The 12303-nt window shown below is 52.0% G+C and carries 12 protein-coding genes; 6 read left to right on the top strand and 6 right to left on the bottom strand.

Features of this window, described 5'->3' with window-relative positions:
- Positions 1-26: 26 nt before the first annotated feature.
- The 3 genes from MWU62_RS09345 to MWU62_RS09335 all read left to right on the top strand — a co-directional run bounded on the left by MWU62_RS09345 (position 27) and on the right by MWU62_RS09335 (position 2777).
- Positions 27-263, top strand: a complete 237-nt coding sequence (locus tag MWU62_RS09345) for a DUF2970 domain-containing protein (protein WP_247114599.1) — start codon at positions 27-29, stop codon at positions 261-263.
- Positions 264-625: 362 nt separating this feature from the next.
- Positions 626-2278: a nitrite/sulfite reductase gene (locus tag MWU62_RS09340; protein ID WP_247114598.1), complete on the top strand. Its 1653-nt coding sequence runs from the start codon at positions 626-628 to the stop codon at positions 2276-2278.
- Positions 2271-2777 carry a DUF934 domain-containing protein gene (locus tag MWU62_RS09335; RefSeq protein WP_247114597.1) on the top strand — a complete coding sequence of 169 codons (507 nt, stop codon included), beginning with the start codon at positions 2271-2273 and terminating at the stop codon, positions 2775-2777. The genes MWU62_RS09340 and MWU62_RS09335 overlap by 8 nt, the downstream gene beginning before the upstream one ends.
- Before the next feature lie 146 nt (positions 2778-2923).
- On the opposite strand, the gene MWU62_RS09330 is transcribed toward MWU62_RS09335, so the two are convergent.
- Together MWU62_RS09330 and sohB are read right to left on the bottom strand one after the other, a co-directional pair.
- Complete coding sequence (locus MWU62_RS09330; protein WP_247114596.1) at positions 2924-3922, bottom strand: YhdH/YhfP family quinone oxidoreductase; 999 nt, start codon at positions 3920-3922, stop codon at positions 2924-2926.
- Between the two features lie 22 nt (positions 3923-3944).
- The gene (gene sohB, locus MWU62_RS09325; RefSeq protein ID WP_247114595.1) at positions 3945-5009 is read right to left on the bottom strand and encodes a protease SohB; all 1065 of its coding nucleotides are present in this window, start codon (positions 5007-5009) and stop codon (positions 3945-3947) included.
- A gap of 228 nt (positions 5010-5237) precedes the next feature.
- Between sohB and MWU62_RS09320 the strand changes: the two genes are divergently transcribed.
- Positions 5238-5552 (top strand): SCP2 sterol-binding domain-containing protein, encoded by a 315-nt coding sequence (locus MWU62_RS09320; protein ID WP_216008966.1) that lies wholly within the window; start codon positions 5238-5240, stop codon positions 5550-5552.
- Between the two features lie 90 nt (positions 5553-5642).
- Here the strand turns inward: MWU62_RS09320 and MWU62_RS09315 are convergent, their stop codons facing one another.
- From MWU62_RS09315 to MWU62_RS09300, 4 genes are all read right to left on the bottom strand, one after another.
- Positions 5643-7349 (bottom strand): chemotaxis protein, encoded by a 1707-nt coding sequence (locus MWU62_RS09315; RefSeq protein ID WP_247114594.1) that lies wholly within the window; start codon positions 7347-7349, stop codon positions 5643-5645.
- Between the two features lie 172 nt (positions 7350-7521).
- The gene (dnaQ, locus tag MWU62_RS09310) at positions 7522-8232 is read right to left on the bottom strand and encodes a DNA polymerase III subunit epsilon (RefSeq protein ID WP_247114593.1); all 711 of its coding nucleotides are present in this window, start codon (positions 8230-8232) and stop codon (positions 7522-7524) included.
- A 10-nt stretch (positions 8233-8242) separates the two neighbouring features.
- A complete protein-coding gene (gene rnhA / locus MWU62_RS09305) occupies positions 8243-8680 on the bottom strand; it encodes a ribonuclease HI (protein ID WP_247114592.1) in 438 nt (145 codons plus the stop codon).
- 45 nt (positions 8681-8725) lie between these two features.
- Entirely contained in the window at positions 8726-9517 is a 792-nt protein-coding gene (locus MWU62_RS09300; RefSeq protein ID WP_247114591.1) for a class I SAM-dependent methyltransferase, read from the bottom strand.
- Between the two features lie 124 nt (positions 9518-9641).
- Between MWU62_RS09300 and gloB the strand changes: the two genes are divergently transcribed.
- A complete protein-coding gene (gene gloB, locus MWU62_RS09295) occupies positions 9642-10436 on the top strand; it encodes a hydroxyacylglutathione hydrolase (protein WP_247114590.1) in 795 nt (264 codons plus the stop codon).
- Between the two features lie 154 nt (positions 10437-10590).
- On the top strand, positions 10591-12300 hold the full coding sequence (locus tag MWU62_RS09290) for a LysM peptidoglycan-binding domain-containing protein (protein WP_247114589.1): 1710 nt from the start codon (positions 10591-10593) through the stop codon (positions 12298-12300).
- The last annotated feature ends 3 nt before the right edge of the window (positions 12301-12303 follow it).

Below are 12303 nucleotides of genomic sequence, written 5' to 3'. Positions count from 1 at the left end.
GCTCACACGCAGACAGGATGAGGTATATGACAAATTCGCCGAATTCACAGAGCAATAAAAACAAAAAACCTCAGGGGCCCGGCGTTTTAAAAGTCATGCAAAGCGTAGCTGCCGGCGCACTGGGCGTTCAGTCCAGTAAGCGCCGCGAAGAGGATTTTGGCAGTCACAGCCCCTGGCCCTACATAATTGGAGGCCTGTTATTCACAGGCCTTTTCATAGGCACACTCGTTGTGGTTGTTCAGTTGGTTTTATCCGGCCAGTAACCCTTACTGGCCAGCTACCCAAATCACCGCAAATGTAACCACAAGCGCAATAATTACTACCGATGCTATGGCGTCAGCACTGCTGTCTGACCGCATTAAATTCTTCATTACCTGCTCCTTGTGCAGAGTCTGCCAATTTTGCATTAACCGAAATAAGCTCCCGCCTCGGTCGCTCCTTATCAGTAAAGCAGCAAATTGATATTCGTCCAGCCCACGACAAAGTGCCTTATCGCCTTAATCGATAAACATATCTTGAAATAATCGTTTCTAGAATAAGGAGCGCCTGTTATCCTTCGTTTCAGATATAAGGCACAGATGTTCTGGCGCCTGCCATTACGACGCTATTTTTAGGACTTTCCTCTATGTACGTATATGACGAACACGATCGGCAGATGGCTGCCGAGCGGGTTGCACAATTCCGTGACCAGACCGAACGCGCACTGGCTGGAGAGCTGGCAGAAGACGAATTTTTGCCCTTGCGCCTGCAGAACGGGCTTTATGTTCAGCGGCTTGCACCCATGCTGCGCATTTGTGTGCCTTACGGCATGCTGCGCTCTGTTCAGCTGCGTCGTCTGGCACGTATTACAAGGGATTACGATAAAGGCTATGCACACTTTACAACCCGTCAGAACGTACAGCTAAACTGGCCAAATTTGGAAGATGTACCCGACATTCTAGCCGAACTGGCAGAAGTGGAAATGCATGCCAACCAGACAAGTGGCAACTGTATTCGAAACACCACAACGGATCAGTTTGCGGGTGTGCAGTCCGATGAACTTACAGATCCGCGCCCCTATTGCGAAATCATTCGCCAGTGGTCTACGTTTCACCCGGAGTTCGCGTATCTACCGAGAAAGTTCAAGGTTGCCGTCAACGCATCCGAAAAAACCGACAGGGCAGCAATAAGGGTCCACGACATCGGTCTTCAGATCGTTCGTAATGACGCCGGAGAATTGGGCTTCCGCGTGCACGTAGGAGGGGGCCTTGGCCGCACTCCTATGGTTGCGCCGGTTATTCGTGAATTCCTGCCGGAACTTGACCTGCTAACATACCTGGAAGCCGTACTTAGGGTGTATAACCGGTACGGCCGCCGCGACAATAAATTCAAAGCTCGCATCAAGATTTTGGTGAAGGCGCTGACTCCCGAAGGGTTCGCAGAAAAAGTCGAAGCTGAGTGGGCACACATCAAGGACTCCCCTAGTCGCCTTACACCTGAGGCCATCGAGCGTATTCAGGCCTACTTCACTGAGCCTGCCTATGCGGCGCTGGACAATGCTACAGATTTGCTTGCTCGCCAGCGGTTCGAGAACCGAGGGTTCGACCAGTGGTTGCAGCACAACGTAGATGTCCACAAAAAGCCCGGGTACGCCATTGTTTCACTAACCATGAAAAAAACCGGAACCCCACCAGGCGATGTTACTGATCGGCAGCTTGAACAGATTGCAGATCTGGCAGATGAGTACAGTTTTGGTGAGGTACGGGTAACCCACCAACAGAACGTGGTTTTGGCGGATGTGCGTCAAGATCGCTTGTTGGAACTTTGGGAGCAGCTCGGCCCCATGGGTTTTGGCACGGCAAACCTGAACACGCTAACAGATATTATCTGCTGCCCTGGTGGTGATTTTTGCGCACTGGCCAACGCCAAATCGATTCCTGTGGCTGATGCCATCCAGCGTCGTTTCGACAACCTGGATTTCCTGTACGACCTTGGCGAAATCGACTTGAATATATCGGGTTGTATGAATGCCTGTGGCCATCACCACGTAGGAAACATCGGCGTTCTGGGTGTTGATAAAAAAGGCCAGGAGTTCTACCAAGTAAGCCTTGGTGGCGCATCGCAGCATGATGCAACCATCGGCAAAATTCTGGGGCCTTCTTTTGCCCGGGATGATATGCCGGATGTGATCGCTAAGATCATTGATGTATACGTTAACAAACGCACGGATGAGGAATCGTTTTTAGATACTTATCGTCGTGTTGGAATTGATCCTTTCAAGGAGCGGGTTTATGCCTGACATTATTTTTCGGGATGGCGGCATCCGTCAGAATCAGTGGTTTGTGATTTCACGTCCCGAGAGCGGTGAGACACTGGATATTCCTGAGCAGAAGCGGGTGTTGATTCCTGCTGACTTGTGGCTTGAAAACCGTGAGCAGTTTTCTGGCAATGAGAATGTTGGTGTGTGGTTTGATAGCCATGATGAGCCAGAGGTTCTGGCGGATCATGTAAATGAGTTGCCTTTGATAGCGGTTAATTTTCCGAAGTTTAGTGATGGCCGTGGTTACAGTATTGCGCGGTTGTTGCGGGAGCGATTCGGATATAAAAATGAGCTGAGGGCGATTGGTGATGTGCTGCTGGATCAACTTCAGTTTATGAAGCGCTGTGGTTTTGATACCTATGAGCTTCGGCCGGATAAGGATATTCGCAAGGCGGCTCGGGCTTTGAATTTCTTTAGTCAGGGGTATCAGGCGGCTACGGATACCGACTTGCCCTTGTTTAGGCGTCGGGCTTCTTGATCGAAAATATTGGAGTCCACAGCGAGGGGCGGAAGGCCTTGTCAAAACCGTGCGGAGCCATGGATGGCGGAGCCGAGCGTACACGGACGTATTAACAGCGTGTTTTGACAAGGCCTTCCGCCCCTAGCTGTTCAAACTATGGTGTTTCAGATGGCGTGATCCAGAACAATTTTCCCAGCCGACTCGCCTTTCAGGAACGCTTTTAACGCAGCATCCAGTTCTGCGCGCCCAATGCGTTTCGCAGAAGCTTCTGCCTTCGGACACTTCCAGTCACCTGCAAGCTTTTTCCATACCGCCTCTTTCTCCGCCAGCGGGATTTCTACCGAATCAACACCTAGGAGGTTTACACCCCTGAGGATGAATGGGAGAACCGTGGTTTGGAGTTGTGGGCCTGCAACTAGGCCGCAGCAGGAGACGGAACCGCCGGGTTGGATCTGTTTTAGCAGTTCCGCCAGAGGTGCGCCGCCTACCGTATCTACCGCGTTGGCGAAAACTGGCTTGAGCATTGGCTTTTTACCCTCGGCCAGTGCGTCGCGCCCGACTACTTCTATGGCACCCAGTTCTTTCAGGCTTTGCGCGTGATCGGTTTTGCCGCTGATTGCGATTACGTCAAAGCCGAGTTTTGCTAGCAGTTCCACGGCAATGCTGCCAACGGCTCCTGAGGCGCCGGAAACGGCTACTTTGCCCTGCTCTGGCTCAGCACCCATGGTCAGGATTTTTTGCACGCATAGGCCTGCTGTGAGGCCCGCAGTTCCGTAAGTCATGGCGGTTTCTGCATTCCAGCCAGCAGGCATGCTTAAACACCACTCGGCGGGTACTCGAATGTACTCTCCAAAACCTCCGTCTGTGTTCATGCCCAAGTCGTATCCGGTTACGATGACTTGGCTGCCGACGGCAGGTGTTCCAGTGGCGGATTGGATAACTTCACCAGCGGCGTCGATGCCGGGGGTGTGGGGGAACGAGCGGGTAACGCCTTTGTTGCCGGAGGCTGAGAGTGCGTCCTTGTAGTTCAGGGATGAGTGGCTGACTTTGATCAGTACGTCTCCCGCCGGTAGCTCCTCGATATCAAGAGTCTGCTCGGAACCTTTATAGTCGCCATCCTGTTCTTCTACGCGCCAGGCTTTAAATTGTGTATCGCTCGTCATGGCTTTCCCCGTTTGCTGTCAGTTATTGGATTTTCTGGTTGCGGAATGCGCTCAGAACTTTCCATACCGTGTGCTCAAGTGCGTTACTGGTCGCCAGCCCAAGCTTTTCAGGCAAGGTTCGTTTGCGCTCGAAGGATACAGAGACTACGTCTGCCCGCTCGCAGGCTTCAATGAGATATTCGTCGGAGGTTTTAATCTCATCAATGAGTTTTACCTCAAGCGCTCGTTTGCCAAACCAAATATCGCCAGTCGCTACCGCTGCAATATCCAGTTCGGGCCGGCGCTCACTTACGTAGTCTTTGAAAAGGTCATGGGTATCTTCAAGATCATCAAGGAACTTCTGGCGACCTTTATCAGTATTTTCGCCAAATATGGTCATGGTGCGCTTATGCTCTCCGGCGGTCAGCACTTCAAAGTCGACGTTGTTTTTCTTGAGCAGGCGATGAAAGTTCGGCAGTTGTGCCACTACACCAATTGAGCCAAGTATGGCGAAGGGGGAAGCGACAATTCGGTCTGCCACGCAGGCCATCATGTAGCCTCCACTTGCCGCCACCTTGTCGACACACGCGGTGAGATGAATGCCTTTGCTCCGGATTCGATCAAGTTGCGCTGCAGCCAAGCCATAGGAGTGCACCAGCCCTCCTCCGCTTTCCAGCCGAATAACCACTTCATCTTTGCCCGGCTCTGCAACGCTGAGTACAGCAGAGATGGCTCTGCGGAGCGGGTCGGTATCACTTGCTTTTATATCACCATCAAAATCCAACACATAAATGCGCGCAGGCGATTCCTCGGGTTTGTCCGCATCTGTTTTTTTCGTTTTACCCGCTTTCTTTTCGGCCTTTTCTTTCTTCTTTTTTGCCTTACTCCAGGTTTTCCGCTCATGCTCAGACATCAAGCGTGCCTGAATTGACTCGCGCAATTTTCGGTACTTTTCATTGAGTTTTCGGATCTGCAGCTCGCCGTCGTGTTCGTCATCCCCTCTGTCTTTTTGAGTAGAGGCGACAATAATGGACACAACCACCACCGCGGCAATAACAAAGGTGACCACTTTGGCCAAAAACAAACCGTATTCAGTCAGGAACTCCAAATCGCTTCTCCAACTAGTTAAGCAAGCACGAGAGTGTAACTTACCGAAACTCTAGTGATAAGCAGAGCAAAATAATTAAAACAAGCGTTCGATCGAGCTTGACAGTGATTCCGTCTCACCATAAAGTCGGAAAGCGAGGTCGGCTCTATCCGGCAGCTGCCAAGGCTTGTAAGGCCAAGCATACAAAGCCGTTATCATGACAAGACAACCATCAAAAAGGGTAAAACAATGTCTGTAGATCAAATCTTTGAAAAACTCGAGCAGAACTTCAACGCAGACGCAGCTCAGGGCCTGGACCTAGTGTTCCAGTTTGATATCGAAGATGACAAGACTCACCACTTGGTCATCAAAGACGGAACATGCAAGCTGCACGAAGGCCCTCATGACGACCCTTCTGTAACTCTGATTATGAACTCCGAAACTCTTGAAGGCATCGTTTCAGGTGAAACCGACGGTATGCAGGCCTTTATGGCTGGTCAGCTGCGCGCTGAAGGCGACATGATGCTAGCTACCAAGCTAGGTGAGCTTTTCAACATGGGCTGATTGCGCCTTGTTGAGTTGCTACCAGCTCATAAAAAAACCCGCGCTTGGCGCGGGTTTTTTGTTTTTGGAGCCGAGCTTTACGGTCGGCTTTTACAGCCCAACATCATCCAATGAGGTTTCTGCCAGTCGCAAAAGATCTACGTTGCTTTCTTCACGATTTCCGATGCCCTCAATGTAGTACTCAAGGGATGTAAGAGCATCCGCTAGCGCTTCCAGAACCTGTGTTTCTGGTGCCTCACGGGCATCCAACAAACGCTCCTGAATCGAGGCGGCAACACGTTCAAGTACGTGAGCAGCGGCCGGGTCATTTACCATCTGCAACCCACCCCAAATGCTGTGTAAGGTTGCGGGTAGGTTCGCGAGGTGAAGTTTGTCGTAGTCAGATTCTACAAAGGCCGTAATCGCGCGCTTCGCAAGCGTCAACGCGCTACGCGCCTCATCAGCAACCACGTACACTGCTTCTTTCAGGTAGGTTGATTCTTCCCGGCTGCGCTCGCTGCCTGCTAGGGCGTCTGTTTCAGCGGTGATGCCCCGGCTTACAATCTGCAGAACCGCGTCTTCAATGCCTAGCACCGAGTCGGCGAGACGGAAAAGCTCGTCTTCTCCGGGCAAACGGGATTCAGCTTCCCAGTCGCGAAGCCTGCTCGCCTCTTCCCGAGCAATGGTCGCCAACCGATTGAGGTCAAGCATAACCAGAGTATTGGATAGCCGTTCCAGAGCATCAGCAATGGACGAGAGCTCAGCAAGATCCGGCTCGATACCTCGCTCGATTATGTCGAGTTTGTCTTTTAGCTGATTGAGCTCATCTTGCAAAGCTTCAGACAAAGACTCCAACACGTCCGTGCCGGGCCCATACAGGCGACGCGCGTGCGCTTCCAAAATAGAATCTGGAAACTCCGCAGGGGTGAGCTTAAATTCGGAAAGAACACGCATAACTTCTGGGTTGCCGGAGCCACTACGATAGAGCAAGTAAACAAGATCCCGAATAAGCGAATCCGGAGCATCTTTTGCGGTGGCCACCTTGCCGACATAAACCAGTTCACGAGCATACTTTTCAATACGCATGAAGGTGCGCTTGCGGGCTTTGGTGAATGGCATGGCGCGATCGAGCATAGTATCTGCAGCAATGGCAACAAGACACCACATCTGCCCCATTGGCGCGCCCTGACATAAACGCACAAAACCGCGCGAGGCACGGCTTATGAGCTTTTGGCTTACCACGGGGTTGCGGTCCCTGAGAATGCCCAGTAGTGCAACTTGATAAGTCAGGCGCATCCGCCGGGCCACAATTTCATAGTCGGCTTCGTTGCCCTCAAAAACAGGGACCGACACACCGGCACAAAAATCTGGCGGATCAATAAGATCTACATCGAAAAAGCAGGACTCGGGATAGGGTTTTTCACGGCGGGCCTCACGTAGCTCGTTGATCACCGGCAACAACAGCTCAGGGTGGTCTGCACGTTGTTGGTGGTAGTACTCCACATAGCGACGAAGAATAAACAGCGCATTGCTCAAAGTCGTAAGCAGAATGTTCTTGTCATCATTAGCGCCGACAGGAACATCGTTGGCCATGGTGACCGCTTCCTGACACAGTAATGTACCACCGCGAAGCTCTACCAGAATGAAAATGCCGCGAAGCTGATTGAGAAAATCCAAACAGTTCTGCAAATCCTCACCGCTCTCGCGGTTCTCTTGAAAGCGCTCAAGACTGGATTCTGCCTGCTTGATGGTCTGCTCAATTTCACCTTTGACCAGATCAAACGACTGCGATTTCGTCGCAAGAGACGATTGGACCATAAACGCTTCCTGTTAATCTGCGGAAACTACCGCACCTTCCTAGTGAGCTGTGGCCGGGCATTACACCCTGTGCGTGATCAAAAAACTGACGTACTTATCATTACTTATAACATAAAACTCAAGTACCTCAATAAAGCAGGCTTGTAACAATTAGTACAGGCCGACACAGTTCTCATTCTGCACCTTCAAGCCTGCTCCATATCGTAGCGCCAGCTTTCTTCTCCAAAGCAGACATAAAGGCCTGATGGGCATCACGCTCCGCGTCGGAGGCTTCTACCACCGGGAGTGCCGGGCGATCTGGGTTCAGCCGACGTATTCCTCCGTTAATTCCGCCGTTCTCAGACCCAGCATCCAGAGACAACGCCGTCTGCCCGCCGGTGAGAAGAAGGTAAACCTCGGCCAGTATCTCGGCATCCAACAGAGCGCCGTGCAGCTCACGGTTGCTGTTATCAACGCCGTAGCGTTTGCACAAGGCATCAAGATTGTTTTTCTGGCCAGGGTGTTTTGCCCGCGCCAGCGCCAGAGAATCCACAATCCCGCAATAATCCGCGGTTTTGCGCACGGGTTTGATCCGGCCAAATTCCGAATCCATAAAACCCACGTCGAACGCGGCGTTGTGGATAACAAGTTCTGCGCCTTTTATAAACTCAAAAAATTCATCGGCAATATCTGCGAACTTGGGTTTATCCACAAGAAATTCATTGGTAATCCCGTGAATGGTAATAGCTTCCGCTTCCACTTCCCGCTCAGGGTTTACGTAGACATGATAGTTTCGGCCGGTGAGCTGACGCTCCATCATCTCCACACAACCAATCTCGATAATCCGATGCCCTTCTGCCGGATCAATACCGGTTGTCTCTGTATCCAGTACAATTTGTCTCATAATTTCCACATTAACCCAGTTCTTCAACACCCTTGTTCGCAAGCTCGTCAGCGAGCTCGTTATCCGGCACGCCTGCGTGGCCTTTTACCCAATGCCAGTTAACTTTGTGCTTCGTAGTTTCCAAATCCAGCTCTCGCCACAAATCGTCGTTTTTAACCGGTTTTTTCGCAGAGGTTTTCCAGCCATTGCGTTTCCAGCCGGATAGCCACTCGGTAATCCCTTTGCGTACATATTGGGAATCCGTATACAGCTCAACCTCACAATCACGCTTGAGCGCCCTTAGCCCCTGTATGGCAGCCATAAGCTCCATTCGGTTATTGGTGGTGTGATGCTCACCACCGTGCATGGTTTTTACCGCATCCCCGTAGCGCAGCACTACACCCCAACCGCCTCGCCCCGGATTACCCTTGCAGGCGCCATCGGTATAAAGAATAACCTTTCCAGACATTTAAGTTCTCGTTTCTGTAGATTCACTTCGTGGGCCACAGGGCCATCAGTCTTCGGGGTGATTCAAGTTCTGTGGTTGGCACCCTCTTGCGGCACTCACTGTACCTGTTCCGGAGAGGCCCATCACCTTGCTCTGGCGCCAAACATTTCGCCGTGGAATTCGAGCACACACCCGCTTTTTCGCAAGGATACAGTAATACGCCCCTACCGGAAGGAATCCGTAACCAGACATACGTTCATCAAGCCGCCCGGAGCTCTTGCGGCCACTGCGTTGAAGGGGTAAGCGAAAAAAACGGGTCATCGAGGTTTCAACCTGAAAGTCCAGCAGATGAAGCCAATCCTCCATGCGACCGCGAAAAAGAAAGCGCCCGCCCCAAGGCCCCCCATGGTGTCGCGAAATCAACCTGCGAAGCCCCCAAAAACTAATCGGGTTAAAGCCAATAAGGGCGATGGAACCATCGCCCCGCAATACCCGGGCCGCCTCACGTAAAACCTGATGGGGGTACGGAGAGAAATCCGCCGTATGGTGAAGCACAACCAAATCCATGGAGTCTCCGGGGAAAGGTAGCTCATCCGCATCGCAGACAACCACGCCATCAGGTGTGCCAGAAAAGCACTTCGGCGTGGTCAATATCTTCTGGGAAAAGTCTGTGCCGTTGGCAAGCGGAAGTCGGTGGCTTACGCCCACCTGAAGCTGTCTTGCGCCTGTCAGCTTTGCGAGGCGGCGATCAAGAAAACCCCGCTGATCTGCCAGCAGACTGCGACCGAGCGGCGTCTGAAACCAGTTTTCAAAGCTCTCGCTCCGGGATGAATAATCAACGTTTTGATTTTTCTTCACACTGCCTTTACTCCCGCTCTCGAAAAAACCGGCAAGGACGCCGAAAATATACAGGCTGTTGGGGCTATGGGCTTAATGCTCTATCATATCAGCCACACTTGCCAAGCATATACGGGGACATCTGATGCTCACCATCTCTGCCATTCCGGCATTCAGTGATAACTATATATGGTGTCTTGCGGACACGGATACGGGTAAAGCCCTGATCGTGGACCCGGGACAGGCGAAACCGGTGCAGGAATATCTGGCTGCGCAGGGGCTAACCCTCGATACAATTCTTGTCACCCACCACCACCCGGACCACGTAGGTGGTGTCAAAACGCTCGTACAGGACAATCCTGACTGTCGCGTAACAGGACCTGCGGAATCCCCCTTCAAAGGCAGCACCAACTTGGTTCACCCTGGCGACGAGGTCATTTGGGAAAATATTACGTTTAATGTGATGGGTGTACCCGGCCACACGCTCGACCACATTGCCTTCTTTACCGACGTAGAAATATCCGGGCGCCCCGCCCTGTTTTGTGGCGATACACTTTTTGTTATTGGCTGTGGCCGCCTATTTGAAGGCACGCCATCCCAAATGATGGAATCGCTCAGATCCCTTCGGGAACTCCCCGGCAACACCGCCGTCTACTGTGCCCATGAGTACACGCTCGCGAATCTTCGGTTCGCTCGCAGTTGGTTGCCAGACGACCGCAAACTCGAAGCATTTGAGCGCCAGTGTGAAGATAAGCGACAAGCGGGCGAACCAACCGTGCCATCTATATTAGAAGATGAAAAGCAGCTTAATCCGTTTCTACGCTGGGACGACCCCGACGTTGTGAGCGTGGCAAAGCAGTACTGCGCTGAGCAAGGTCTGCCCGCGGATTCAGACAGTGACATTTTTGCAGCCATACGGCACGGCAAAGATAACTTCTGACCGGTTAACAATTCCTCTCATCGTCGTAACGAGAGGTTTCTTGACCATTTGAAACGGGCTCCCATAGAATCGCTTAAGCTTTTGCTCGTAACTCATTAAATATGCCGGGTTTTTAGACACAAAGTCGGCGACAATACAGAGTCGGAAGACGCCTATGTCGGTTAATAGATTGCCGCTGCTCTTAGTTCTTGGTGCCCTGGCAGCTGGCTGCAGTTCTCTTTATGTATCTCAAGAAGCTGAATCTGAAAGTCCTCTTGATACACAAGAGGTAACTGTCGCAGCCGGTGATGAAGGACTCAAGAAATCCGTTGAAACTGGTAAAAGCAGCGATGCTGTACGAAATGAGCCCTTGGACGACGCAATGGCACCCGAGCTTAAGGCGGCCGCGCGGGAAGCCCGTGAAAAGCTCGACGACCCTGTACAGAAACTAACCAAAGACAGCCCCGAACAAGCAGATATGTGGAACCGCCTGCGGGCCGGTTTTTTACTTGATCACGACGTTGACAACAAACGGGTCAGAGATCAGCTGAACTGGTACGCAAAGCATCCAGGGTACATCAACCGGGTAGTCGAACGCGGAAGCCGGTATCTGTACCACATTGTCAATGAAATCGAGAAACGAGGCCTGCCAGCGGAGTTTGCTCTGCTGCCGATCGTTGAAAGTGCATTTGACCCTTTTGCCTATTCCCATGGCCGGGCTGCGGGGCTGTGGCAATTCATACCTTCAACCGGTAAGTATTTCGGCCTTACGCAAAGCTGGTGGCACGACGACCGCCGCGATGTAATCGCCGCTACTGACGCTGCCCTTACCTACCTCGATCGCCTTTCCAACCGCTTTGGTGGTGACTACACGCTGGCTCTGGCGGCGTACAACAGTGGCGGAGGCACAGTTTCCAGCGCTCTGCGCCGCAACCGGAAAAGCAACAAACCGCAGGATTTTTGGTCGCTGCAACTACCGAAAGAAACTCGCCACTACGTCCCTAAGCTGATTGCTTTAGCAAAAATATTTGACGATCCTGAAGCCTACGGCATTACGCTACCCCCTCTCAAAGACGAGCCCTACTTCAATATTGTCGACACAGGCGGCCAGCTGGATTTGGCTCAGGCTGCGGAACTCGCAGGCGTGGATATTGACGAGATATACCTTCTAAACCCTTCATATAACCGCTGGGCGACATCGCCCGATGGCCCGCATCGCCTGCTTGTACCCCATCAAAACGCAGAAACCTTCCGCACTGCTCTTGCAAATATTGAACCGGGCAAGCGCGTATCATGGCGCAACTATGTGGTGAAATCCGGCGACAGCCTGAACACCATCTCCCGCAAGTTTTCCACCACGCCCGCGGTGTTGCAGCAAGTCAATAATCTCAAAAGCGACCTTATCCGCGTCGGTCAGCGACTGATGATTCCATCGGCATCGAAAAATTCCGATGCTTACGCTTTAAGTGCATCCAAACGGCTTGAGCGTAAACAGGAAAAAAAACGTACTGGTAGTAAGTTGCGTTACACAGTACGTCGCGGAGACACCTTTTGGGACATAGCCCGTGAACATAGAGTTTCTGTACGACAGGTAGCAGCTTGGAACGGCATGGCACCCGGCGACCCGCTTATCCCCGGTAAAGAGTTGGTTATCTGGTCAAAAACCGCACAACCCGCTCTCGCATCGTCCGACAGCACCCGTGGCAAAGCGATGGTTCGCAAAGTCGGATACCGAGTTCGCAAAGGTGATTCTCTAGCACTCATTGCGAACCGTTTCTCAGTAAATGTGCGGGACATCGCAAGCTGGAACGATCTGAACACCTCGCGTTATCTGCAACCGGGACAAAGTCTGATACTCTACGTCGACATACGGAACAGCCCCTGAGAA

The sequence above is a fragment of the Marinobacter sp. S6332 genome (genome assembly GCF_023016045.1).
Classification (GTDB): domain Bacteria; phylum Pseudomonadota; class Gammaproteobacteria; order Pseudomonadales; family Oleiphilaceae; genus Marinobacter.
Note: the sequence above shows the minus strand (reverse complement) of the source record. Positions and strands in the feature narration are given on the sequence as shown.